Consider the following 22,533-nt stretch of genomic DNA (forward strand, 5'->3'; position numbering starts at 1 on the left):
TCACGGCACCAGCACCGTGTCGACCGGCGGGTCGCTCAACCCGGGATAGTCGAGCGTATAGTGCAGCCCGCGGCTTTCATGGCGATGCAGCGCCGCACGGACGATCAACTCGGCGGTCTGCAACAGGTTGCGCAGCTCGATCAGGTCGGGGGTGACGCGGAAATGGCCGTAATAATCCTCCACTTCGGAGCGCAGCAGATCGATGCGATGCTGCGCGCGCTCCAGCCGCTTGGTCGTCCGCACGATGCCGACGTAATTCCACATGAAGCGCCGGATCTCGGTCCAGTTCTGCTTGATGACCACTTCCTCGTCGGAATCGGTCACGCGGCTTTCGTCCCATGCGCGGATCGACGGCACCGGCGGCAGCGTGTCCCAGCATTCGGCGATGTGCTGCGCCGCCGCCTCGCCGAAGACGAAACATTCCAGCAGCGAGTTCGACGCCAGCCGGTTCGCACCGTGCAGCCCCGATTGCGTGCATTCGCCCGCCGCGTACAGCCCGGGCAGGTCGGTCCGCCCGTCGCGATCGACGACGATCCCGCCGCAGGTGTAATGCTGCGCCGGCACGACGGGGATCGGCGAGGTCGTCATGTCGATTCCCAGCCCGAGCAGCTTCTCGTGGATGTTGGGGAAATGGCTCCGGACGAAATCGGGCGGCATGTGGCTGATATCGAGATGGACGAAGTCGAGCCCGTAGCGCTTGATCTCGGCGTCGATCGCGCGCGCCACCACGTCGCGCGGCGCCAGCTCCAGCCGCTCGTCATAATAAGGCATGAAGCGCTTGCCGGTGGTCGGGTTGATCAGCCGCCCGCCCTCACCGCGGACCGCCTCGGTGATCAGGAAATTCTTGACCTCCAGGTGGTAGAGGCAGGTCGGATGGAATTGCATGAATTCCATGTTGGCGACGCGCGCCCGTGCCCGCCACGCCATCGCGATCCCGTCGCCGGTGGCGCCGCGCGGCGCGGTGGAGAAGAGGTACGTCCGCCCCGCCCCGCCCGTCGCCAGGATCGTCGCACGCGCGGTGTGCAATCCCACTGCGCCGCTCTGCCGGTCGATCGCGTAGACGCCCCACACGTGGCCGGCGCCGGAATAACGTTGTTCGTGGCGGCTGGTGGCGAGGTCGATCGCGACCTGATCGGGCAGCATCGTGATATTGGGATGTGCGGCGGCGGCGCGTTGCAGCGCCTCCTGCACCGCCCAGCCGGTCGCATCGGCGACATGGACGATGCGGCGGCGGGAATGCCCGCCCTCTCGCGTCAGGTGCAGCGCGCCGCCCTCCTCCGCGAACGGTACACCCAGCGCGCGCAGCCGTTCGATCGCGGCGGGTGCGCGCTCGACCACGAACTCGACGATCGCGCGATCGTTGAGCCCCGCCCCTGCGACCATCGTGTCCTCGACGTGATGCTCGAAGGTGTCGCCGGGTTCCAGCACCGCGGCGATCCCGCCCTGCGCCCACGCGGTCGACCCGTCGTTGAGGGCGCCCTTGGCGAGCACGGTCACCTTGAAGCGATCGGCGAGGTTCAGTGCGGCGGTGAGCCCGGCGGCGCCGGAGCCGACGATCAGGACGTCGCTCTCGCTCATCGGGCGGCCCGGCGAATGTTGCGAATGTTGAGGCGCTGGCGTGATCGCAGGGGAGAGGCAAGGTACATGCCGATCCATGTGGCATAGTTAGGTGGCAATAGGACAGCCTATGTTGCGCCGGCCGCTGCAGGCGCCACGATCGTCATCCCCCCGTCGGTGGCTGGCGTCGCGCAAGGAGGCGTCAGCGCTTTTCCGCCACCCGTGGCAAGCGGTCGATCGGCTCGACCGAGACGTTGCGGAACCACGTCTCCGCACCTTCCGACTGCAACTGGATCCGGCCGTGGGTCAGCGGGGTGCGCGCGCCGTCCTTGCCGATGGTCGCCAGCCCCTCGACCACCATCACCGGCAGGCCGTTGACGACATGCACCGCACGGTCGCCCAGCACGTACAGGTCGAGGACGTTCCACGCCCCCGCCGGCCGTTCGGCGTCGCGCGCATTCTCGACATTCCAGATCAGCGATCCGTTCACGATCTCGACGGGCCTGCCGCCCAGCCGGTAACGGACCGGCGGGGAGATCAGCGCCGGGTCCAGCGCTGCGGTGGTGCGGATGCGCAGGTCGCGCCCGACCGCCACCGCCATGCCGGTCGACCCCGCCATGATCTCGAACTCCACCGACGGCTGCCAGGTGCCGAACACCGCGCCGGGCGCGCCGTGCGTGTGATAGAGCAGACCGTTGTTCGGCGGCTGCCCGATGCGAGGCGCCCAGCGCTTGTCGCCCCAGCGAAATTCCAGCCGCAGGTGATAATCGCGCAGGTCGGCGTCATGGACCAGCGCGCCCCATGTCTCGCCCTTCACCCACAAGGCGGGCTTGCCGTCGATCGCCTTTACCGCGAAATCGCCGGTGGTCGCGCGCGAGCGCCCGATCGGGGCCACGCCTGGGTTGTCGCGATAGGTGACCGCCGGATCGGGGTAGCCGAGCCATGGCTGCCATCCCGTCAGGTCACGGCCGTTGAACAATGCGCGCGCCGGCCCCGTCGCTCTGGGCACGTCGGCCAGCACCAGCACCTGCGGCGTGGCCGGCGCATCGCCGACGATCGCCTGTGCCTGCTCGACCGGGGAAGGCGTTGCCGCCTGCGCCATCAAACCGGCCGCCGCCAACAGGATCACCTTCATCGACCGCTCCCCTCGTCTTGCCGCGCTATCGCAGCATAACGGAGCCGCAACAATGGCTTACGACCAAGGTCTATGTCGGGTGCGGGTCAAACCTGTCCATTGTTCGACGCGCGGGTCAGGCTGAGGAACACGTCCTCCAGATCGGCTTCCTTGGTCGAGACGTCGACGATGCCATAACCGTCGCGCTGGATCGCGCCCAGTACCTCGCCCGCGTTGACGCGGTCCTTGGCGTAGGTGATCTCCAGCGTGCGCGTGCCCTTCAGTGCGACCTTCCCGAAGCACGCATTGTCGGGCAGCGCCGCGACGTCGCGATCGACGGTGACCGCCACGATCTTCTCCTGCGCCTTGCCGAGCAGTTCCGAGGTCGGTTCGTTGGCGATGACGCGGCCGTGGTTGATGATGGCGATGCGATCGCACAACTCCTCGGCCTCCTCCAGATAATGGGTGGTCAGCACCACCGTGACACCCGCGTCGTTCAGGCTGCGCACATAGGTCCAGAGTTGCTGGCGCAGTTCGATGTCGACCCCCGCCGTCGGCTCGTCGAGCACCAGCACCGGCGGCTGATGGACCATCGCCTTGGCGACCATCAACCGCCGCTTCATGCCGCCCGACAGCGTCCGGGCATAGGCGCGCGCCTTGTCCTCCAGATGCACCGCACGCAGCAATTCCATGCTGCGGCGCTCCTTTTTGGGCACGCCGTACAGCCCGGCCTGGATCTCCAGCGTTTCCACCGGCGTGAAGAACGGGTCGAACAGGATCTCCTGATTGACGATCCCGATCGACGCCTTGGCGTTGCGCGGATGCTCGTCGATGTCGAAGCCCCAGATCGTCGCCTGCCCGCTGGTCTTGTTGACCAGACCGGCCAGGATGTTGATCAACGTCGACTTGCCCGCGCCGTTCGGCCCGAGCAATCCGAAGATGCTGCCGCGCGGCACGTCGAACGACACGCCGTCCAGCGCACGCTTGGGCGCGCCGCCCTTTATCCCGGCGTAGGTCTTGCAAAGGTCACGGATCGAGATCGCGGCGTCGGTGGGAGCAGGGGTCATGCGTGGAGCGATAGGCCGATCGCGGGACGAAGCCAACAATCCGGATTGCCGGTGGCTTGAGGATTGTTTCGCTCCCCTCGCCTTGCTAATCGCCGCTTCATGCAGCCGCCGTCCGAACTCGTCCGCACCTCGTCCGCCCGCGTCGCCTGCGACGGCGCGACCGACATCCCCGGTGGCGCGGCACTGGGCCACCCGCGCGTGTGGCTGCAGATCGACGAGCATGGCTATGTCGACTGCGGCTATTGCGACCGGCGCTTCGTGCTGATCGGTGGCCCGGCGGACGGCGTCGACCCGACGACGCTGCGCGACGTTCACGAAGGTTCCAATCCGCGCTGATCCTGGCGTTGATCGGGGGCTAATCACGGGGCGTAGTATCGCGGGCCCGGCGCGCCTATCTTGAGCGGCATGACCGATCCCCGCTCCTTCCTGTACCGCGACACGCTCGATCCCGCCACGGCGCAGCGCGTCACCGCCGACGTGCTGGCGCGCGCCGATGACGGCGAACTGTTCCTGCAATATCGCAAGGCCGAGGCGTTCGGCTTCGATGACGGCCGGCTGAAGACGGCGAGCTACGACACCACGGCCGGTTTCGGGCTGCGCGCGGTGTCAGGCGAAATGACCGCGTTCGCGCACGCCAATGAGCTGAGCGAGGCCGCGATCCGCCGCGCCGGCGAGACGATGGCGCTGATCGACCCGTCGGCACACCCCAAGGCCGCGCCGCCGACCCGGACCAACCACCACCTCTATACCGACGCCGACCCGCTCGATCTGGTGCCGTTCGCCGACAAGGTGAACCTGTGCCAGACGATCGACGCCGCCGCACGCGCGCGTGATCCGCGGGTGGCGCAGGTGTCGGTCGGGCTCTCGGGAACGTGGAGCGTGGTCGAGGTCGTGCGCGCGGACGGCTTCGTCGCCACCGACGTGCGCCCGCTGGTGCGGCTGAACGTGTCGATCGTCGCGGAGGCGAACGGGCGGCGCGAGACCGGCAGCTTCGGTGTCGGCGGACGTTATCTCTACGATCGCCTGCTCGAACCCGCGATGTGGAACCGCGCGATCGACGAGGCACTGGCGCAGGCGCTGGTCAATCTCGACGCGGTCGATGCGCCGGCGGGCGAGACGACCGTGCTGCTTGGCAGCGGCTGGCCGGGCATCCTGTTGCACGAGGCGATCGGTCATGGGCTGGAGGGTGATTTCAACCGCAAGGGCACCTCGGCCTTCGCCGGCCGGATCGGCGAGCGGGTCGCCGCGCCAGGCGTGACGATCGTCGACGACGGCAGCATCGCGGACCGCCGCGGGTCGCTGACCATCGACGACGAAGGCACGCCGACCGGCGAGACGATCCTGATCGAGGACGGCATCCTGAAGGGTTACATGCAGGATCGGCTCAACGCACGGCTGATGGGGGTCGCGCCGACCGGCAACGGCCGTCGCGAAAGCTTCGCGCACGCGCCGATGCCGCGGATGACCAACACCTTCATGAAGGCCGGCCGTGACGATCCCGCCGAGCTGCTGGCGCGGGTGAAGAAGGGCATCTTCGCGAAGTCGTTCGGCGGCGGCCAGGTCGATATCGTCTCGGGCAAGTTCACCTTCTCGTGCACCGAGGCGTATCGCATCGAGGACGGCAAGATCGGTGCGCCGATCAAGGGCGCGACGTTGATCGGCGACGGGCCCAGCGTGCTCACCAAGGTGCTGGGCGTCGGCCACGACTTTGCACTCGACGAAGGCATCGGCGTGTGCGGCAAGGGCGGGCAGAGCGTGCCGGCCGGCGTCGGGCAACCGTCGCTGCTGATCGACGGGCTGACGGTGGGCGGGACCGCCTAGAGCCCTAGATCAGCATATCGAGCGCCGCCTTGATCTCCCGTTCGATCTCATCCGCCGACCCGACTTGCTCGCCTAGAAGACGGCGATCGACCGATCGAAGGAATAGCGTCGCCACGCGGTAGGCGACGCCGTCGATCGCTATGCACGGGTTCAATCGCGAAAGCGCTACGCTGTCCTCTCCCGCCTCGCGTAGCGGAGCGACGGCGCGGGAGCGCAGATCCGACAGCAGGTCGGACTGGCAATCCACGACGAGCCCGTGTCTGTCGAGCCGATAGATCGCAAACTGTGCCACCAAAGAACGGGAAGATCGCCGGGCGGAATGCCGTTTTCCTCGATCCAGCGATTATGTCGCTCGATCTACGCGGCATTTTCCTGTCGCCCTCGCCGCTCGCGCTCCGACGTTATCGCAACCTTCAAAGCCGGCTCCGTGACCTGCGACAGGTTCAATCCCCGCTCGCGTGCCAACGCGACGACGCCCGTGTCGAGCGACAGATTGACCGGCCTTCGCTTGCCGGAAAGGACAGGATCGTGCTTCATGGTGCGCATGTTGTGCGCACGGATCATGCGCATCAACACGGAGCATCGTCGATGGAGTTCTTTCCCGCCCTGACCGCCGACCATCGCACCTTCATTGCGAAACAACCGGTGTTCTTCGTCGCCACCGCGGCGGCGGGTGCGCGCATCAATCTCAGCCCCAAGGGCATGGACAGCTTCCGCGTGCTCGACGACACGACCGTCGCCTATCTGGACGTCGCGGGATCGGGGAACGAGACCAACGCGCATCTGCTCGCCGACGGGCGGATCACGATCATGTTCTGCGCCTTCGACAATCCGGCGCTGATCTTTCGCATCTACGGCCACGGCCGCCCGGTCCTGCCGCAGGACGACGACTGGGCGGAGCTTGCCAGCCGTTTCACCCTGCTGCCCGGCACGCGGCAGATCTTCGTGATTGCGGTCGACCGGGTGCAGACCTCGTGCGGCTGGGGCGTGCCGCATATGGCGTTCGAGCGCGAGCGGCAGACCCTGAACAAATATCACGCGGCCACCAGCGATGCGACGCGCTTCGGCAAATATGCGGTGCGGACCACCAGCATCGACGGACTGCCGGTCCGCAACCCCGAGCGCGTGCCCGGCTGATGGCGCTGGTCGAACTCGGTCGCTACGACCGTAACCTCGCCAATATCCTGGTCGGGCGGCTGGAAAGCGACGGTATTCCGGCGCTGGCCTTCGACGGCGGCGCGTCGATCGCCGACGGCAGCTGGTTGCTGATCCCCGTGCGCGTCATGGTCGACGAGGATGATCTCGCCGCCGCGCAGGCGATCGCCGGCCCTGCCTGAAAAACGGGCAGCTATTCCAGGCTGCACGTTTATTAACGCCCGTTAGGACCTGCTCCGGTTGATCTTCCCTGTGCGACGTGTTGGCACGGCGCTTGCTTTGCTCGTCGATAGACAACGCAAAGGGGGCGCGATGAAGCTGGTCATAGCGATCATCAAACCGTTCAAGCTCGACGAGGTGCGCGAGGCGCTGACCACCGTCGGCGTGGCGGGGATGACGGTATCGGAGGTGAAGGGGTTCGGTCGCCAGAAGGGGCAGACCGAAATCTACCGCGGCGCCGAATACAGCACCAACATGGTGCCAAAGATCAAGATCGAGGTGGTCTGCGCCACCGACATCGCCGACCGCGTGGTGGAGGCGATCCAGGCCGCGGCGAACACCGGCGCAATCGGCGACGGCAAGATCTTCGTGCTCGATGTCGGGCAAGCGGTGCGCATCCGCACCGGCGAAACCGACGACACGGCATTGTGATGGGGGGACCGATGACGCTTTCACGCAAATTTGCGGCGGCCGCCGGGGGGCTGGTCGCCGCGGTACTGACCGCCGCGCCCGCGCTTGCGCAGGCGGCCGGCCCGGTGCGCGCACCAGCCGCCGAGGTCGCCGCAACGATGGTCAACAAGGGCGACACGTCGTGGATGCTGATCTCGGCGGCACTCGTGCTGTTGATGTCGATCCCCGGCCTCGCGCTGTTCTACGGCGGCCTGGTCCGCACCAAGAACATGCTCAGCGTGCTGATGCAGGTGTTCATGATCGTCTCGGTCGCCAGCCTGGTCTGGGTCTGCTGGGGCTACAGCATGGCCTTCACCAGCGGCAACGCCTTCGTCGGCGGGCTGTCGAAGGCGTTCCTGAACGGCGTCGGGCCGACCTCGGTCGCCGCGACCTTCTCGAACAACGTCTACGTCCCGGAATACGCCTTCATCGCGTTCCAGATGACTTTTGCATGCATCACGCCCGCGCTGATCGTCGGCGCGTTCGCGGAGCGCGTGAAGTTCACCCCGCTGCTAATCTTCGTCGTCCTGTGGTTGACGATCGTCTATTTTCCGATGGCGCACATGGTCTGGTACTGGGCCGGCCCGGACTACCTGGCCGACGCGCCGACCGACGCCGGGTTGCTGTACGGCTGGGGCGCGCTGGACTTCGCGGGTGGCACCGTGGTGCACATCAACGCCGGGATCGCGGGCCTCGTCGGCTGCCTTATCATCGGCAAGCGCCACGGCTACAAGTCGGAACCGATGCCGCCGCATTCGCTGACGATGACGATGATCGGCGCTTCGCTGCTGTGGGTCGGCTGGTTCGGGTTCAACGCCGGGTCAAATCTGGAGGCCAACGGCGCGGCAGCGCTGGCGTTCGTCAACACCTTCGTCGCTACCGCCGCCGCAGCGGTCGCCTGGGCGGTGATCGAGCAGATCATCCACAAGAAGCCGTCGTTGCTGGGCGGCGTGTCGGGGGCGGTCGCCGGCCTCGTCGCGATCACCCCGGCCGCCGGGTTCGCCGCGCCGATGACCTCGATCCTGCTCGGCTTCGTCGCCAGCATCGCGTGCTTCTTCTTCGTGACGACCGTGAAGAACAAGCTCGGCTATGACGACACGCTCGATGTGTTCGGCGTTCACTGCGTCGGCGGCATCATCGGCGCGATCGCGACGGGGATCGTCGCGGCACCATCGCTCGGCGGTCAGGGCTGGATCGACTACACCAAGTTCCCGTCGGTCGCCGGCGAATATGACATGGCCGCGCAGGTTCTCACGCAGATCAAGGCGGTCGTGCTGACGCTCTGCCTGTCGGGCGGCGTGTCGGCGGTGCTGTTCTACGGCATCAAGGCGACGATGGGCCTGCGCCCCTCGCTGGAGGTCGAGGTCGAGGGCCTCGACATCAACGAGCATGGCGAACGCGCCTACAATTACTGACGAATTCGCGAGGGCGGCGCACCCGTCGCCCTCGCCACCGATGTTCCTCCTGCGGACGACACTAACGGCCCGGCGCGGAAACGCGACCGGGCCCTTTTTTGTCGTGCTGCACCGATGCTGCGCCGCAAGATGACGGACGGGTGCGGATTTGCTATATCTGCGGTTGGCGTCGGGCGATCCCGTACGAACGAGACCCCGGCTCCTGACAAGGAGAGGATGGGTCATGACCACGATCAGGAATGTCGGACACAATGGCGTCGTCGCCGCCGGTATCGCTGCGATGTGTGCTGCCGCGGTCGTCGGCGCGCAATTGACCGCCGAGGCGGTGATCTACGTCGGCGAACTATTGCTGCGATGAAGCGAAGAGAGCGGGTCGTACGCTGGATCCGTCGATGATCGCGTAGCGCGGGTCGCCCGACGATCCGCAGCTTCAAAGCAGGAACGCGTCGCCCCTACGGACCGCCCGACCCGCCGCGGCATCACCGATGGCGAACGCTATTTGGGCAAGCGGATCTCGAACATCGTCGGCCAGCGCTTGCCGGTGACGAACAGCCGCCGCCCCTTCGCGTCCCAGGCGATGCCGTTGGCGACTGCTTCGGGATCGCGCGCACCCACTTCGGCGACGATCGCGCGCAGGTCGATCAGGCGGGTGACCACGCCCGTGGCGGGATCGATGCGGACGATGAACGGTTGGTGCCAGACGTTCGCGAGGATCGCGCCGTCCACCATCTCCAGCTCATTGATCTGATCCAACGGACGCCCCGCGAAGGTGACGGTCACGGTGCGGCGTACCTTCATCGTCACCGGATCGTGGAAGGTCAGCGTCGAACTGCCGTCGGAGCGGATCAGCGACGTCGCATTCGCGGTCAGCCCCCAGCCCTCACCCGCATAGCGCATCGTGCCGAGCGGCTTGAGCGCCGCTGCCGACCAGCGGTGCGCGATGCCATCATGCCACGTCAGGCTGATCGCCTCGCGCTTCCACATCGCCAGCCCTTCACCGAATTGCGCGGCCGGGATCGTACGGCGCAGCCGAACCTTGCCGGTCACCAGATCGACGCGGCGGACGTCGGAGCGTCCCTCCAGCCCGACGCTCTCGACCAAGGCATCGCCGTCCCACACCAGCCCTTCGGTGAACGCCTCGCGATCGTGCGGGAAGCGGCGCACCACGACCGGCGCGACCAGCGCGGGTTGGCGCGCAGCGACGGCGGCGGCGACCGCTTGCGGGGGGGCTGCGCCCGCCGGACCGGCGAGCGCGATGAGCGGAAGAAGCATCCAGCGGGACATGCCCGAGCGGTACGATGCCGCGGCGTGTCGGGCAATCGGCTACGCGCCGCGGTGCAAATCAGCCGGCCTTGGGCGTACCCGCGACCGCGCTGACGCTGGCGACGCCATTATCGGTCAGCGAAACGATGAACGGTGTCCCATCCTCGCACGTCGCGACCCATGCCGGATTGCCCCGCATCGCCGGCGCTGCCACTGACCGGGTCACGCCCTGGCATGCGCGCCCGGCATCGCTGATCGCGCGGAACAGCACGGCGTTGCGCTCCTTCTCGTTCAATTGCGCCATCCGCTCCAGATAGTTGCCGTCAGTCGCATCGTTGACGGTGGCGGACTGCGTCGGCGTCCCCGAACCGCAGGCGGCGATCGACAGCGGCAACAGTGCGGCGAAGGTGACGTGACGTAGCATGGGCAGCCTTTCGAAGATCGGTGCGCAGCCATAACGACTTTGCGTGCTTCGGGTTGCAGCACGCCCCGCTATAGTGATGCACAGGGGTGCGTAGAATCGTGAGGATCGTGATGGTGCGTGGACAGCGGGCGGTCGGGCTGGTGGCGGTAATGGCGCTGCTCGCCTCATGCGGCGGGGATGACGGCGGCACGCGCGCGAGTAGCACGGGGGACGGCGGAAGCGGCGGCACCACCACGGTCGGCGTGACGCCGCCCGCCAACGGCTGCGCCCTGCGTGCCCGTCAGGACTGGATGCTGGCGAAGATGAACGAGTGGTACCTCTTCCCGGAGACACTGCCGACCAGCCTCGATCCCGGGGCCTTCGCGACCGCCGACGACTATCTCGACGCCCTGACCGCGACCGCACGCGCACAACGCAGAGATCGCTTCTTCACCTATCTGACCTCGGTCGCGGAGGAGAACGCCTATTACAATTCCGGTGCCACCGCCGGCATCGGGGTGCGGCTGGCATTCGATTCGACCGACCGGCTGTTCGTCAGCGAAGCGTATGAGAATGCGCCTGCTCTCAACGCCGGGATCGATCGCGGTGCACAGATCGTCGGCATCGGCACCACCGCCACGACGGTGCGCACGGTCAGCGATATCCTGGCGAGCGGCGGCGACGCCGCGCTCAACGCGGCGCTGGACACCTCGACCCGCGGCACGGTGCGCGTGCTGCGCGTCACCGACGCCGGCGGCACCCGCGACGTCACCGTGACCAGCACTGACTTCGCGGTCTCGCCCTTGTCCACGCGCTATGGCAGCAAGGTGATCGACGACGGCGGGCGCAAGGTCGGCTACATCAACCTGCGCACGTTCATCGGCACCGCCGACGACCAGTTGCGCGCCGCATTCGGCACCTTCCGGACGCAAGGGATAACGCAGGTGATCGTCGACCTGCGCTACAATGGCGGCGGCCTGCTGGATACGGCAGAGACGTTCACCGACCTGCTCGGCGCCAACCGCTCGACCAGCGACGTGCAGGCGTACACCACCTATCGCACATCGAAGTCGAGCGAGAACACGACCCGTCGCTTCCAGCGCGAGGCGCAGGCGATCGCGCCGACCCGGATAGCGTTCATCGGCACCGCGCAGACCGCCTCGGCCAGCGAATACGTCATCAACGCGCTGATCCCGTACCTGCACGCCGATCTCGCGCTGGTGGGCGGCAACACCTATGGCAAGCCGGTCGGGCAGATCGCGCTCGACAATCCGTCGTGCAGCGACGACCGCTTGCGCGTCATCGCATTCGCGCTCCAGAATTCGGCACGGCAGGGCGATTATTACGACGGCCTGGCGACGAAGGTCGATTCGAGCTGCCAGGCCACCGATGATTACACCCGCCCGCTCGGCGACCCGCAGGAAGCCTCGACGCGGACCGCGCTCGACTGGCTGGCCGGGCGTAGCTGCACGCGGATCGGGTCGAGCGCCGCGGCGGCGCGCACCATAGGGCTGTTCGCTCCGTCGCGTCGGCCGCTGCTGGCGACGAACCCGACCGCCGCACAGCGCGAGACGCCGGGGCTTTACTGAGGGGTATCAGCCGCTGCCGCAGCATGATGGGCTGCGCGGGACATTGCCGCATCGCGGGCCTGGCTTCGCTTTGGGCCGGTCGACATCCGGCCCTGAAGTCGAACCCGCCTTGTTCGCCGCTTCTGCCGCGGCGAACAGTCATCGAGCCTTGGTTCAGGTCCGCGGCGACGGCTGGGAACCGATGATCGGGCATGCCGATCCGGACAGGTGTATCGCGGACCTGCCTCGTTGGTCGGCTTGCCGCCGCCCGGTGCTCCCGACGTCAGTCCTTCCAGCCCCAATACAGCTGCGCCGGCGGCACGTTCCACCATTCCATATCGTGATCGATGCGGTGGAAGTGCGGTGCGATGAAGTCGCGGACCTTGGGGCTGAACTGATAGACCAGGAACCCGCCATCGACGCGCAGCACGCGCTGCGTCGCCGCCGCGATCGCCGGACCGACCCCCTCGGGAAGCGTCGAGAACGGCAGCCCCGACAGCACGTAATCGGCCGCGGCATGGCCATGTTCGGCGACGATCCGCTCCACGTCGGCCGCCGACCCGTGCACCGCGACGAAGCGCGAATCGGTGATCGTATGGTCGAGGTAGCGGATGAAATCCTCGTTGGTGTCGATCGCGATCAGCATCGCGTCGGGCGCCATGCGCTCCAGGATCGGGCGGCAGAACGTGCCGACGCCGGGGCCGTATTCAACGAACAGCTTGCAGTTCGCCCAGTCGACCGGGCCGAGCATCTTGGCGATCAACCGGTCCGATGACGGGATGATCGAGCCAACCATGACCGGATGCTTCAGGAAGCCGGTGAAGAACATCTGCCACGGTCCGGGCACGCCGGCGGCTTTGCTGCGGTCGCGCCGCACGGCGTCGCTGGAACTGGTCATGTGGAAAAAGCGGCTCCCGAAAGCTCTTGGACTGATGACGTAACGGCGTCATCAGCATGACGAACGCCTTGCAAGCACAGCGGTTGCCATAGCCGGGTTGCGCGTATGCCCCAAGGGCCTAATCGACGTTGCGCGGGGCGGATCAGGGACAGATGGCGATGCACGGGCGACACGACGCGACCTTCGCGCTGATGTTCATGGTGATGCTGACGATCGCGGCGGGTAATACCGCGCTGCAGTCGGTGCTGCCCGCGCTCGGCCGTTCGCTCGGCGTGCGCGATGCGGAGGTCGCGCTCGCCTTCTCGATCTCGGCCCTGTTCTGGGTGCTGGCCGCGCCGTTCTGGGCTGACCGCTCGCATCGCCACGGGCGACGCGCGATGATCCTGCTCGGGCTGGGCGGCTATGCGGTCAGCCTGACGTTATGCGGCGTGTTCCTGGCCGCCGGGATCAACAGCTGGGTCGGCGGCGGAGCCGCCTTCCTGCTCTTCATCGTCGGGCGGGTGATCTACGGCGCGTTCGGCGCCGCCGCGCCGCCCGCGGTGCAGGCTTTGGTCGCCGGCAGCACGACCCGCGAGGAACGCACCCGCGCGCTGACGCTGCTCGCCTCCGCGTTCGGGCTGGGGACGATCCTCGGCCCGGCGCTCGCCCCGTACCTGATCCTCGGTGCGATCGGCCCGATCACGATCGGACTGGCCGGGCCGGCGTTCGTCTTTGCGCTGTTCGGCGTCGCGATGTTCGTGGCGGTGTGGCGGCGGCTGCCCGACGATCGGCGCCTGCCCGCCGAGGCGCATGGCGCCGCCAATGCCTATCCGTCGATTGGCGGGCAATCGAGCGGCGCCAGCGTCACCGCCGCCACCGCGATCGAGAGCGGCGCGCGGATCGGCATGCTCGACGTGCGGATCCGCGCCTGGCTGCTGGTCGGGCTGGTGATGGGCCACGCACAGGCGATGACCGGGCAGGTGATCGGGTTCCTCGTCATCGATCGGCTCGGCGTGGCCCCGGTCGAGGCGCTGGGTGCGACCGGGCTGGTGCTGATGACCGGCGCGGGCGCGTCACTGCTCGCACAATGGGGGCTGATCCCGCTGCTCGACCTGCGACCGCGGGCGCTGGTGCTGGTCGGGTTGGTGCTCGCGGTACTGGGTACGTGGGCGACGGGCCGCGCGACCACGCTGCCGGCGATCGCGACCGGCTATGCGCTCGCCAGCCTCGGCTTCGGCTTCGTGCGCCCCGGCTTCACCGCGGGATCGAGCCTTGCGGTCGGCCCCGCGTTGCAGGCGTCGGTGGCCGGCAAGGTGACCAGCATCAGCGGCGCCAGCTTCGTGCTCGGCCCGTCGATCGGCGTGGCGCTCTACGGCTGGGGACATCCGCTGCCCTATGACGCCGCCGCGATCGCCTGCGCGCTGCTGCTGCCGTTCGGCTGGCGGGCACTGCGCGATCCCGCCGCCGGGGGAGAGACCCCGGCGGCGTGAACCGTCACGCGAGCTTGCCGCCGGGGCGCGCGGTCAATTGCCCGGGCGCGATAAAGCCGATCGGCTGGATCGCATTCGCCTCCTGCTTCAGCCGCGCCGCCATCTGCTCGTAATCGCGCTCGACCTCCGGGGTCACGCTCGCGCGGCTCTCCTCCAGCGCACGCTCGAAATGCGCCATCCGCACCTCGCGCGTGTCGAGCGACTCGCGCAGCGCGATCAGGCCGGCGCGGCGCACCACGTCCTCCAGATCCGCGCCGGTGAAGCGCTCCGCACGCGTTGCCACCGCATCCAGATCGACGTCCGGCGCCAGCGGCATCTTCTGCGTCTGGATGTCGAGGATCCGCCGCCGTCCCGCCGTGCTCGGCAAGCCGACGTAGATCAGCTCGTCGAACCGCCCCGGACGCAGCAACGCCGGGTCGACCAGATTGGGGCGGTTGGTCGCACCGATCACCACGACCGATTGCAGCTCCTCCAACCCGTCCATCTCGGCGAGGATCGTGTTCACCACCCGCTCGGTCACCTGCGGCTCGCCCAGCCCGCCGCCGCGCGCCGGCACCAGCGAATCGAGCTCGTCGATGAAGATCACCGTCGGCGCCACCTGTCGCGCGCGCTGGAACAGCCGCGCGATCTGCTGCTCGCTTTCGCCATACCATTTGCTCAGAAGGTCGCTGGATTTGGTCGCGATGAAGTTCGCCTGCGCCTCGCGCGCCACCGCCTTCGCCAGCAAGGTCTTGCCGGTGCCGGGCGGCCCGTACAGCAGGAAGCCCTTGGCCGGGCGGATCCCCAGCCGCCGGAACGCGTCCGGCGTCTTCAGCGGCAGCTCGACGCCTTCCTTCAGCCGCATCTGCGCGTCGTCCAGCCCGCCGACGTCGGACCAGCGCGTGGTCGGCGCCTGCACCATCACCTCGCGCATCGCGCTCGGCTGCACGCGCTTGAGCGCCTCGGTGAAGTCCTCGCGCGTGACCGCCAGCGTGTCCAGCACCTCGGACGGAACGGTTCGGTCCTCGAGGTTCAGCTTCGGCATGATCCGCCGCACCGCCTCGATCGCGGCCTCGCGGGTCAGCGCCGCCATGTCCGCGCCGACGAAGCCGAACGTCATCCGTGCCAGTTCGTCCAGGTCGACACGGTCGCCCAGCGGCATGCCGCGGGTGTGGATGCCGAGGATCTCGCGGCGCCCGCGCTCGTCGGGGACACCGACGATGATCTCGCGATCGAAACGGCCAGGCCGCCGCAATGCCTCGTCGATCGCCTCCGGGCGGTTGGTCGCCGCGATCACCACCAGATTGGCGCGCGCCTCCAGCCCGTCCATCAGCGTCAGCAATTGCGCGACGACGCGCTTCTCCGCCTCGCCCGACACCTGCCCGCGCTTGGGGGCGATCGAATCGATCTCGTCGATGAACACGATCGACGGCGCGGCCTTGCTCGCTTCCTCGAACACCTGCCGGAGCCGCTGTTCCGATTCGCCATAGGCCGAGCCCATGATCTCCGGCCCGTTGATCAGGAAAAATTGCGCGTCCGATTCGTTGGCCACCGCACGGGCGAGTCGCGTCTTGCCGGTGCCGGGCGGGCCATGCAGCAGCACCCCCTTGGGCGGATCTACGCCAAGCCGCTGGAACAGCTCCGGATAGCGCAACGGCAATTCGACCATCTCGCGCAGCTGGTCGATCGTCGCCGCCATCCCGCCGATATCGTCGTAGGTAACGTCGGCACGCCGCGTCGCCTGCGGTTCCTCATATTCGGGACGCAGCTCGATCTCGGTGCTCTCGTCGATATGCACGACGCCCTTGGGATTGGCAGAGACGACCAGCAGCCGGATCTCCTGCAGGGCATAAGCGGGCGCGTTGACATAGCGCTCCATTCCCGGCGGCATGTTCTGGACCCGCTGATGGCCCGCGGTCGCGACGATGTCACCCGCGCACAGCGGTCGCCCGAAGAACGTCCGCTTCAACGCGCTGGTCGAACCCTGCAAGCGGAGGTTCTGCTGCGCCGGCGCAAACACCACGCGCGTCGCCGCCTTCGATTCGGCGCGGCGAACCTCGACGAAATCGCCCGATCCGACCCCGGCATTGGCGCGCTGCAACCCGTCGATGCGGACCAGCTCCAGTCCCTCGTCCTCGGCATAGGGGCCGATCGCACGCGCCGGGGTGGTCTTCTTGCCGACGATCTCGACGACGTCGCCATCGGTGATGCCCAGCGCAGCGAATACGGCGCGCGGGAGGTGCGCGACACCGCGCCCGCTATCCTCGGGCCGCGCGTTCGCGACCTGCAACTTCACCAGTTTCTCGTCGGCATCCGCCATGTCTGTCCTTTCGCGGCTTACAGCCGAGCTCAGGAGATAGGACGCGGATCAGGCGTTGCGAACCACCCGGCGACCTGACGCGGACGAAAAAAAGGCCAGCCCCGAGGGGCCGGCCGTTTGAAGTTTTTAGGAGAGGATGCCTGAAAGGCCTGCTCTATGTGCCGACGGTGACGGCCCTTCGCAATTGCGAAATGGTACCGCTATAATTGCACAAACTGCAATCAGGCGATCGTTTGTGGTTTCCGTACGCGTGCGAATGTTGCATGATGCAGCGCAACAGACACATCGGACATGCCATGCGCCGCCTGCCGCCCCTTACTGCGATCGAGGCCTTCGTGGCCGTCGCGCGGCTTGGCTCGATCAAGGCCGCCGCGCAGGAGCTGGCCCTGTCGCCGCCCGCACTCAGCCGCCGTATCCAGACGCTAGAACGCTTCATCTCGCGCCCGCTGTTCGACCGGCGGCACCAGGCGATGGTGCCCAACGGCGATGGCGAGCGGCTGCTCGCGGCGATCGCGCCGGCGCTGGACGGCATGTCCGACGCGATCGAGGGGATGACGAGCGGCAACGACGTGCTGCGGCTGCGGCTTGGCGTGCTGCCGCTCTATGCATCGCAGCGGCTGTTCCCGCGGCTGGGCGAGCTGCGCGCGGCGCATCCCGAGCTGCACCTCGACATCGACACCGGTGGCAACGCGCTGGCGCGGCTCGGCGAGGGGCTTGATGCGGTCATCGTCGTGGCCCGCGATATCGACCCGATGCTCTATTCGGAGCGGCTGGACCGCAACATGGTGTTCCCGATCGGCGCACGCGCGTTGCTCGACGGCCCCGACGCGCTGCGTTCGCCGGCGCAGATGCGCGGGCACAGCGTGCTGCTCCATCGCGACATGCCGGATACCTATGCGGCGTGGAGCCAGGCGGCCGGCCTTCCGGGGATGGAACCGGTCGCGATCGACTATTTCGATACCGGCGTGCTGATCCTCGAGGCGGCAGCGCAGGGACTTGGCGTGGCCTTCATGCACGAGAACCATTTCCAGGACGCCAACGACCCGCGGCTGGTGCGGCTGTTCGATATCGACGTGACCAGCCCGTACAGCTACTGGTTCGCGTGCCGGCCGCGTGCATTGCAGACCAAGCCCGTGAAGATCTTCCGCGACTGGTTGATCCGGACGCTCCGCGAGGGATGAGCGCGGTGTCCGACCGCGATGTCGTTACGCTCGACAGCGGCTTGCACCGACCCGAGGAAAAGCCGGCGTTCAGGGAATCGCACGAACTTCCGTCGCCAGTCGTTCTTCGATCGACTGCCCTGTCGCAGCGGCCGCGCGTGCGGATGGCGGCAAGCGCAGCAGGAGAATCTCAGCCTCGGGTGACGTAGGCTTCGCCAGCGTCGGCCACCGCGACTCGCCCCGCCAGGCGGCGGCGCGAGTCGCGGCTGCGGATCACGCTGCCTTCATCGACACGATCTTGCCCGGGTTCGCGGGCGGCTCGCCCTTGGGCAATGCGTCGATCAGTTCCATGCCCTCGGTCACTTCGCCCCACACGGTATACTGGCCGTCAAGGAAGCGGGCGTCGTCGAAGCAGATGAAGAACTGCGAGTTCGCCGAATTCGGGTCCATCGTCCTCGCCATCGAACAGGTGCCGCGCACATGCGACTCCTTGGAGAACTCCTGCTTGAGGTTCGGCTTGTCCGATCCGTGCATGCCGGTGCCGGTCGGATCGCCGCCCTGCGCCATGAAGCCCGGGATCACGCGGTGGAACACCACGCCGTCGTAGAAGCCGTCGTTCGCCAGCTCGGCGATGCGCGCGACATGCTCGGGCGCCAGATCGGGGCGCAGGCGAATGGTCACGTCGCCGCCGTCAAGGGTCATGGTCAGCGTTGAATAGGTCTCGGTCACAGGCAGGTCCTTTCTTGCCGTATGCGCGCGCCCCTATCGGTCCCGCGCCCGGCTGGCAAATGCCCGAAGGCCACGCTAGGTGCCGGGACGTCGTCGTAAAAAGGGAGCCGGCATATGAGCGAGACCGAGCTGTCCGACGCGTATGAGGATCAGGACGACCAGCTGGACGAGGACGACCGGCTGAAACCGGAGTTCGTCCGTGCGGTGATCGACGCCGTTCAGGCCGGCGACTTCGCCGAGGCGCATACGCTGGTGGAGCCGCTCCACCCCGCCGACGTCGCCGACCTGTTCGAGCTGACGCCCGAGGATTGCCGCCGCGATCTCGCCACCGCGATCGCCGACCTGCTCGACGCCGACGTCTTCGCGGAAATGAACGACTATGTCCGTGAGGCGCTGATCGACGCGCTCGACGCGCGACAGGTCGCGGACATCGCCAGCGAACTCGATACCGACGACGCGGTCGCGATCATCGAGGACATGGAGCCGGAGGACCAGCGCGAGGTCCTGCGCGCGATGGAGCCCGACGATCGCGCCGCGATCGAGGAGGCGCTGTCCTACCCCGAGGAATCCGCCGGTCGCCTGATGCAGCGCGATCTGGTCGCGGTGCCCGAACATTGGACGGTCGGCGACGTGCTCGACTATCTGCGCGCCGACGAGACGCTGACCACCGATTTCTGGGAAATCTTCGTCGTCGATCCCACGCACGAGCCGGTCGGCACCTGCTCGCTCAGCTGGATCCTGCGTACCCCGCGCAGCATCGCGATCGCCGACGTCATGCAGCGCGAACAGACGCTGATCCCGGTCGACATGGACCAGGAGGAGGTCGCGCTCCGCTTCCAGAAATATGCGCTGATCTCCGCGGCCGTGGTCGACGGGTCCGGGCGGCTGGTCGGCATGATCACCGTCGACGACGTCGTCCACATCATCCAGCAGGAAGCGGGCGAGGACGCACTGCGGCTGTCGGGCGCAGGCGAAGGCGACATCAACGAGCCGATCCGCTTCACCGTGCGCACGCGGCTGACGTGGTTGCTGATCAACCTGCCCACCGCGATGCTGGCGGCGACCGTCGTCGGGCTGTTCGACGAACGGATCGCGCGGTTCGCGGTACTGGCGCAATTGATGGGGATCGTCAGCGGGATGGGCGGCAACGCCGGTACGCAGACGCTGGCCGTCGTCGTTCGCGCGCTCGCCACCAACCAGCTGACCGGCTCGAACACGCTGCGCATGATCGGGCGCGAGCTGCGCATCGCGGCGAGTAACGGTGCCGGGCTCGGACTGATAGTCGGCGCCGGATCCTATCTGTGGTTCGGCAACACCGCGCTGGCGCTGGTCTTCGCTTTGGCGCTGTTCATCAACAACATCGTCGCCGGACTGGCGGGCGTTCTGGTTCCCGTGACGCTGGATCGCTACGACATCGATCCGGCGGTCGCCTCGTCGGTGTTCGTGACGACCTGCACCGATTCGCTGGGCTTCTTCACCTTCCTGGGCCTCGCAGCACTCTGGGGCCTGGGCGGGTAGACGAGCCAGCCGCCACGTCGGCGAGCGACCGTTACCGCTCGCGCGTCGCCGCGAACTTCACCTTGGTGTAGCGATCCTGCACATAACCGACCTCCCACGCGCTCTTGGCGAGGAACACCGGATTGTCGTCGCGATCCTTTGCCATCGCGGCGCGATTCAGGTCGGTGAAGTTCTTCAACTCCGCGGGGTCCTCCGCCGACACCCAGCGCGCGGTGTCGAACGGCGCCGGCTCCAGTGCCGCGGCGACCTTATATTCCGCATCCAGCCGCGATAGCAGCACGTCGAGCTGGAGCTGCCCGACCACGCCGATGATCCAGTTGCTGCCGATTTCGGGATAGAAGACCTGCGTCACGCCTTCCTCGGCCATGTCGTCCAGCGCCTTGCGCAGCTGCTTGGTCTTGGTGAAATCCTTCAGCACCACCCGCCGCAGGATTTCCGGCGCGAAGTTCGGCAGCCCCGTGAAGCGCACGTCGGCGCGCTCCGACAGCGTGTCGCCGACGCGCAGCGTGCCGTGATTCGGGATGCCGATGATGTCGCCCGGAAACGCCTCGTCGGCGACCTCGCGGTTCTGCGCGAAGAACAGGATCGGCGAGTGGACCGCAATCGGTTTGCCATGACCGCTCGGCGTCAGCTTCATGCCGCGCTTGAACGTCCCCGAGCATAACCGCATGAACGCGATCCGATCGCGGTGCTGCGGGTCCATGTTGGCCTGCACCTTGAAGACGAAGCCGGTGACTTCTTTTTCGTCCGGCGACACCGCCGCGGGCTCGGCGGGTTGCGGGCGTGGCGGCGGCGCGTAATCGGAGAGCGCCGCGATCAGGTCGGCAGGACCGAAGTCCTTGAGCGCCGAGCCGAAATAGACCGGGGTCAGGTCCCCGTTGCGATAGGCTTCGCCGTCGAACGCGGCATAGCCGGCCTGCGCCAGCTCGATCTCCTCGGCGATCGCCTCCGGCAAGGCCGGCGCATCCTCGGTCTTGCCCTGGAAGGTGCGGCTGTCGCCCTCCGGACGCGTGATGCGGTTGGTGGCGAGGTCGAGGATACCCTCGAACGTACCCCCCATGCCCACCGGCCACGTCATCGGGCAGACATCAAGCGCCAGCACGTCCGCGATCTCGTCGAGCAGTTCGAACGGCGGCCGACCTTCGCGATCGACCTTGTTGACGAAGGTGATGATCGGCACCGAGCGCAGCCGGCACACCTCGAACAGCTTGCGGGTCTGCGCCTCGATACCGCGCGCCGCATCGATGACCATGATCGCCGAATCGACCGCGGTAAGCGTGCGATACGTATCCTCGCTGAAATCTTCGTGCCCCGGCGTATCCAGCAGGTTGAACGTGATGCCGCCGCTTTCGAAGGTCATCACGCTGGAGGTGACCGAGATGCCGCGCTGCTGCTCGATCTTCATCCAGTCCGAACGCGCACGCCGGCTCTGCCCACGCGCCTTCACTTCGCCGGCGAGATGGATCGCGCCCCCGAAGTACAGCAGCTTTTCGGTCAGCGTCGTCTTGCCCGCGTCAGGGTGGGAGATGATCGCAAAGGTACGGCGGGGGGAGGTCATGGGGATTCCAGCGTTGCGGGCGGGCCGCATCCGATCGGCGCGGCAGGATATCGGCCGCATAGCAGCGGGCGTCGTCATCGAACAGGGGCGGCCCCGTTCCCCGTGGCATGGGGCAGGACTACGTGCTTGCCACACAGCGCAGGCGACCTCCTGTGACCCCCTCCGTCGAGCGCGGCCGTCTCGCGAATACGAAAACGGCCCGCTCGACTGCTGTCGGGCGGGCCGCTTTCATTAGCGAGGAAGACGCTGGATTAGCTGCCCGACTCGAGGTTCACGGCCGCATACTTGCCGCGACGATCGACCTCGATCTCGAAGCTCAGGCGGTCGCCCTCGTTCAGCGTCGGCATCCCGGCACGCTCGACGGCCGAGATGTGCACGAATGCATCCGGCTGACCATCGTCGCGCTGGATGAAGCCGAAGCCCTTCATGGCGTTGAAGAACTTGACGGTGCCCGTCGCCTTCTCACCGGTCAGCTGGCGCTGTGCGGCGCCCGCACCGGCACCCGCTGCGCCACCGCGCGGCGCACCGCGATCGTTGCCGCCGAAGCCGCCGTCGCGCGGAGGTGCACGGTCGGTGACCGGCATCGGCTCGCCGTCGATCTTCAGGTCCGTCGCCGAGACGCGACCGCCACGGTCGACCAGCGTGAAGCCGAGCGGCTGACCTTCGGCCAGACCCGACAGACCCGCCTGTTCGACCGCCGAGATGTGCACGAACACGTCCTCGCCGCCATCATCACGGACGATGAAGCCGAAGCCCTTCTGACCGTTGAAGAACTTGACCACGCCGGTGCCTTCGCCGACGACCTGCGGGGGCATGCCGCCACCACCGCCGCCGAACCCGCGGCCACCGCCGCCGCCACCACCGAAGCCG

The 22,533-nt window shown here is 67.5% G+C and carries 23 protein-coding genes; 11 read left to right on the forward strand and 12 right to left on the reverse strand.

Annotated elements, in window-relative coordinates:
* The 3 genes from nadB to SPHPHY_RS0118055 all read right to left on the reverse strand — a co-directional run bounded on the left by nadB (position 1) and on the right by SPHPHY_RS0118055 (position 3,738).
* Positions 1 to 1,578 carry an L-aspartate oxidase gene (gene nadB, locus SPHPHY_RS0118045; protein WP_022688093.1) on the reverse strand — a complete coding sequence of 526 codons (1,578 nt, stop codon included), beginning with the start codon at positions 1,576 to 1,578 and terminating at the stop codon, positions 1 to 3.
* 181 nt (positions 1,579 to 1,759) lie between these two features.
* Positions 1,760 to 2,692, reverse strand: coding sequence for a 3-keto-disaccharide hydrolase (locus SPHPHY_RS20615; RefSeq protein WP_022688094.1), 933 nt, complete (start codon positions 2,690 to 2,692; stop codon positions 1,760 to 1,762).
* An 86-nt stretch (positions 2,693 to 2,778) separates the two neighbouring features.
* Positions 2,779 to 3,738: an ABC transporter ATP-binding protein gene (locus SPHPHY_RS0118055; RefSeq protein WP_022688095.1), complete on the reverse strand. Its 960-nt coding sequence runs from the start codon at positions 3,736 to 3,738 to the stop codon at positions 2,779 to 2,781.
* A gap of 99 nt (positions 3,739 to 3,837) precedes the next feature.
* On the opposite strand from SPHPHY_RS0118055, the gene SPHPHY_RS0118060 reads away from it, so the two are divergent.
* The gene (locus SPHPHY_RS0118060; protein WP_022688096.1) at positions 3,838 to 4,074 is read left to right on the forward strand and encodes a zinc-finger domain-containing protein; all 237 of its coding nucleotides are present in this window, start codon (positions 3,838 to 3,840) and stop codon (positions 4,072 to 4,074) included.
* Positions 4,075 to 4,143: 69 nt separating this feature from the next.
* Positions 4,144 to 5,559 (forward strand): metalloprotease TldD, encoded by a 1,416-nt coding sequence (gene tldD, locus SPHPHY_RS0118065; RefSeq protein ID WP_022688097.1) that lies wholly within the window; start codon positions 4,144 to 4,146, stop codon positions 5,557 to 5,559.
* A 4-nt stretch (positions 5,560 to 5,563) separates the two neighbouring features.
* Here tldD and SPHPHY_RS22835 read toward each other — a convergent pair whose 3' ends face one another.
* Entirely contained in the window at positions 5,564 to 5,851 is a 288-nt protein-coding gene (locus SPHPHY_RS22835; RefSeq protein WP_028057109.1) for a CcdB family protein, read from the reverse strand.
* Between the two features lie 65 nt (positions 5,852 to 5,916).
* On the reverse strand, positions 5,917 to 6,129 hold the full coding sequence (locus SPHPHY_RS20620) for a type II toxin-antitoxin system CcdA family antitoxin (RefSeq protein ID WP_231370491.1): 213 nt from the start codon (positions 6,127 to 6,129) through the stop codon (positions 5,917 to 5,919).
* An 18-nt stretch (positions 6,130 to 6,147) separates the two neighbouring features.
* On the opposite strand from SPHPHY_RS20620, the gene SPHPHY_RS0118080 reads away from it, so the two are divergent.
* The 5 genes from SPHPHY_RS0118080 (at position 6,148) to SPHPHY_RS22690 (ending at position 9,156) form a co-directional block, all read left to right on the forward strand.
* A complete protein-coding gene (locus SPHPHY_RS0118080; protein WP_022688098.1) occupies positions 6,148 to 6,696 on the forward strand; it encodes a pyridoxamine 5'-phosphate oxidase family protein in 549 nt (182 codons plus the stop codon).
* Positions 6,696 to 6,896, forward strand: coding sequence for a DUF2007 domain-containing protein (locus SPHPHY_RS0118085; RefSeq protein WP_022688099.1), 201 nt, complete (start codon positions 6,696 to 6,698; stop codon positions 6,894 to 6,896). Before SPHPHY_RS0118080 ends, SPHPHY_RS0118085 begins: the two co-directional genes overlap by 1 nt.
* Positions 6,897 to 7,026: 130 nt before the next feature.
* Positions 7,027 to 7,365, forward strand: a complete 339-nt coding sequence (locus tag SPHPHY_RS0118090) for a P-II family nitrogen regulator (RefSeq protein ID WP_022688100.1) — start codon at positions 7,027 to 7,029, stop codon at positions 7,363 to 7,365.
* An 11-nt stretch (positions 7,366 to 7,376) separates the two neighbouring features.
* Positions 7,377 to 8,798: an ammonium transporter gene (locus SPHPHY_RS0118095; protein WP_022688101.1), complete on the forward strand. Its 1,422-nt coding sequence runs from the start codon at positions 7,377 to 7,379 to the stop codon at positions 8,796 to 8,798.
* A 223-nt stretch (positions 8,799 to 9,021) separates the two neighbouring features.
* Complete coding sequence (locus tag SPHPHY_RS22690; protein ID WP_022688102.1) at positions 9,022 to 9,156, forward strand: hypothetical protein; 135 nt, start codon at positions 9,022 to 9,024, stop codon at positions 9,154 to 9,156.
* Positions 9,157 to 9,293: 137 nt separating this feature from the next.
* Here SPHPHY_RS22690 and SPHPHY_RS0118105 read toward each other — a convergent pair whose 3' ends face one another.
* Complete coding sequence (locus SPHPHY_RS0118105) at positions 9,294 to 10,070, reverse strand: glutaminyl-peptide cyclotransferase (RefSeq protein ID WP_022688103.1); 777 nt, start codon at positions 10,068 to 10,070, stop codon at positions 9,294 to 9,296.
* 70 nt (positions 10,071 to 10,140) lie between these two features.
* On the reverse strand, positions 10,141 to 10,485 hold the full coding sequence (locus SPHPHY_RS0118110; RefSeq protein WP_022688104.1) for a hypothetical protein: 345 nt from the start codon (positions 10,483 to 10,485) through the stop codon (positions 10,141 to 10,143).
* Between the two features lie 110 nt (positions 10,486 to 10,595).
* Between SPHPHY_RS0118110 and SPHPHY_RS20625 the strand changes: the two genes are divergently transcribed.
* The gene (locus SPHPHY_RS20625; protein ID WP_022688105.1) at positions 10,596 to 12,053 is read left to right on the forward strand and encodes a S41 family peptidase; all 1,458 of its coding nucleotides are present in this window, start codon (positions 10,596 to 10,598) and stop codon (positions 12,051 to 12,053) included.
* A gap of 262 nt (positions 12,054 to 12,315) precedes the next feature.
* Here the strand turns inward: SPHPHY_RS20625 and SPHPHY_RS0118120 are convergent, their stop codons facing one another.
* Positions 12,316 to 12,930, reverse strand: coding sequence for a class I SAM-dependent methyltransferase (locus SPHPHY_RS0118120; RefSeq protein ID WP_022688106.1), 615 nt, complete (start codon positions 12,928 to 12,930; stop codon positions 12,316 to 12,318).
* A 152-nt stretch (positions 12,931 to 13,082) separates the two neighbouring features.
* On the opposite strand from SPHPHY_RS0118120, the gene SPHPHY_RS0118125 reads away from it, so the two are divergent.
* Entirely contained in the window at positions 13,083 to 14,399 is a 1,317-nt protein-coding gene (locus tag SPHPHY_RS0118125; RefSeq protein ID WP_022688107.1) for an MFS transporter, read from the forward strand.
* A gap of 4 nt (positions 14,400 to 14,403) precedes the next feature.
* Here the strand turns inward: SPHPHY_RS0118125 and SPHPHY_RS0118130 are convergent, their stop codons facing one another.
* Positions 14,404 to 16,698 carry a CDC48 family AAA ATPase gene (locus SPHPHY_RS0118130; protein ID WP_022688108.1) on the reverse strand — a complete coding sequence of 765 codons (2,295 nt, stop codon included), beginning with the start codon at positions 16,696 to 16,698 and terminating at the stop codon, positions 14,404 to 14,406.
* Positions 16,699 to 16,994: 296 nt separating this feature from the next.
* Here SPHPHY_RS0118130 and SPHPHY_RS0118135 point away from each other — a divergent pair, with 296 nt between their 5' ends.
* Complete coding sequence (locus tag SPHPHY_RS0118135; protein WP_028057111.1) at positions 16,995 to 17,879, forward strand: LysR substrate-binding domain-containing protein; 885 nt, start codon at positions 16,995 to 16,997, stop codon at positions 17,877 to 17,879.
* Between the two features lie 252 nt (positions 17,880 to 18,131).
* Here SPHPHY_RS0118135 and SPHPHY_RS0118140 read toward each other — a convergent pair whose 3' ends face one another.
* Positions 18,132 to 18,560: a peptidylprolyl isomerase gene (locus SPHPHY_RS0118140; RefSeq protein WP_043131580.1), complete on the reverse strand. Its 429-nt coding sequence runs from the start codon at positions 18,558 to 18,560 to the stop codon at positions 18,132 to 18,134.
* Positions 18,561 to 18,701: 141 nt separating this feature from the next.
* On the opposite strand from SPHPHY_RS0118140, the gene mgtE reads away from it, so the two are divergent.
* Entirely contained in the window at positions 18,702 to 20,105 is a 1,404-nt protein-coding gene (mgtE, locus tag SPHPHY_RS0118145; RefSeq protein WP_022688111.1) for a magnesium transporter, read from the forward strand.
* Positions 20,106 to 20,136: 31 nt separating this feature from the next.
* On the opposite strand, the gene SPHPHY_RS0118150 is transcribed toward mgtE, so the two are convergent.
* Both SPHPHY_RS0118150 and SPHPHY_RS22695 read right to left on the reverse strand, forming a co-directional pair.
* Complete coding sequence (locus SPHPHY_RS0118150) at positions 20,137 to 21,663, reverse strand: peptide chain release factor 3 (protein WP_022688112.1); 1,527 nt, start codon at positions 21,661 to 21,663, stop codon at positions 20,137 to 20,139.
* Positions 21,664 to 21,914: 251 nt separating this feature from the next.
* On the reverse strand, positions 21,915 to 22,533 hold a 619-nt coding region (locus SPHPHY_RS22695; protein WP_028057112.1), incomplete at its 5' end, for a cold-shock protein.

Source organism: Sphingomonas phyllosphaerae 5.2 (genome assembly GCF_000419605.1).
Classification (GTDB): Bacteria; Pseudomonadota; Alphaproteobacteria; order Sphingomonadales; family Sphingomonadaceae; genus Sphingomonas; species Sphingomonas phyllosphaerae_B.

Bases quoted from the DNA above. Each gene is read 5' to 3' on its own strand.
- SPHPHY_RS0118085 (WP_022688099.1), top strand. From the start codon at position 6,696: ATGGCGCTGGTCGAACTCGGTCGCTACGACCGTAACCTCGCCAATATC.
- SPHPHY_RS0118130 (WP_022688108.1), bottom strand. From the start codon at position 16,698: ATGGCGGATGCCGACGAGAAACTGGTGAAGTTGCAGGTCGCGAACGCG.
- SPHPHY_RS0118125 (WP_022688107.1), top strand. From the start codon at position 13,083: ATGGCGATGCACGGGCGACACGACGCGACCTTCGCGCTGATGTTCATG.
- SPHPHY_RS0118060 (WP_022688096.1), top strand. From the start codon at position 3,838: ATGCAGCCGCCGTCCGAACTCGTCCGCACCTCGTCCGCCCGCGTCGCC.
- SPHPHY_RS0118140 (WP_043131580.1), bottom strand. From the start codon at position 18,560: ATGACCCTTGACGGCGGCGACGTGACCATTCGCCTGCGCCCCGATCTG.
- SPHPHY_RS0118095 (WP_022688101.1), top strand. From the start codon at position 7,377: ATGACGCTTTCACGCAAATTTGCGGCGGCCGCCGGGGGGCTGGTCGCC.
- SPHPHY_RS22690 (WP_022688102.1), top strand. From the start codon at position 9,022: ATGACCACGATCAGGAATGTCGGACACAATGGCGTCGTCGCCGCCGGT.
- SPHPHY_RS0118090 (WP_022688100.1), top strand. From the start codon at position 7,027: ATGAAGCTGGTCATAGCGATCATCAAACCGTTCAAGCTCGACGAGGTG.
- mgtE (WP_022688111.1), top strand. From the start codon at position 18,702: ATGAGCGAGACCGAGCTGTCCGACGCGTATGAGGATCAGGACGACCAG.
- SPHPHY_RS0118120 (WP_022688106.1), bottom strand. From the start codon at position 12,930: ATGACCAGTTCCAGCGACGCCGTGCGGCGCGACCGCAGCAAAGCCGCC.
- SPHPHY_RS0118135 (WP_028057111.1), top strand. From the start codon at position 16,995: ATGCGCCGCCTGCCGCCCCTTACTGCGATCGAGGCCTTCGTGGCCGTC.
- SPHPHY_RS20615 (WP_022688094.1), bottom strand. From the start codon at position 2,692: ATGAAGGTGATCCTGTTGGCGGCGGCCGGTTTGATGGCGCAGGCGGCA.
- SPHPHY_RS20625 (WP_022688105.1), top strand. From the start codon at position 10,596: ATGGTGCGTGGACAGCGGGCGGTCGGGCTGGTGGCGGTAATGGCGCTG.
- nadB (WP_022688093.1), bottom strand. From the start codon at position 1,578: ATGAGCGAGAGCGACGTCCTGATCGTCGGCTCCGGCGCCGCCGGGCTC.
- tldD (WP_022688097.1), top strand. From the start codon at position 4,144: ATGACCGATCCCCGCTCCTTCCTGTACCGCGACACGCTCGATCCCGCC.
- SPHPHY_RS0118055 (WP_022688095.1), bottom strand. From the start codon at position 3,738: ATGACCCCTGCTCCCACCGACGCCGCGATCTCGATCCGTGACCTTTGC.
- SPHPHY_RS0118150 (WP_022688112.1), bottom strand. From the start codon at position 21,663: ATGACCTCCCCCCGCCGTACCTTTGCGATCATCTCCCACCCTGACGCG.
- SPHPHY_RS0118110 (WP_022688104.1), bottom strand. From the start codon at position 10,485: ATGCTACGTCACGTCACCTTCGCCGCACTGTTGCCGCTGTCGATCGCC.
- SPHPHY_RS0118080 (WP_022688098.1), top strand. From the start codon at position 6,148: ATGGAGTTCTTTCCCGCCCTGACCGCCGACCATCGCACCTTCATTGCG.
- SPHPHY_RS20620 (WP_231370491.1), bottom strand. From the start codon at position 6,129: ATGCGCATGATCCGTGCGCACAACATGCGCACCATGAAGCACGATCCT.
- SPHPHY_RS0118105 (WP_022688103.1), bottom strand. From the start codon at position 10,070: ATGCTTCTTCCGCTCATCGCGCTCGCCGGTCCGGCGGGCGCAGCCCCC.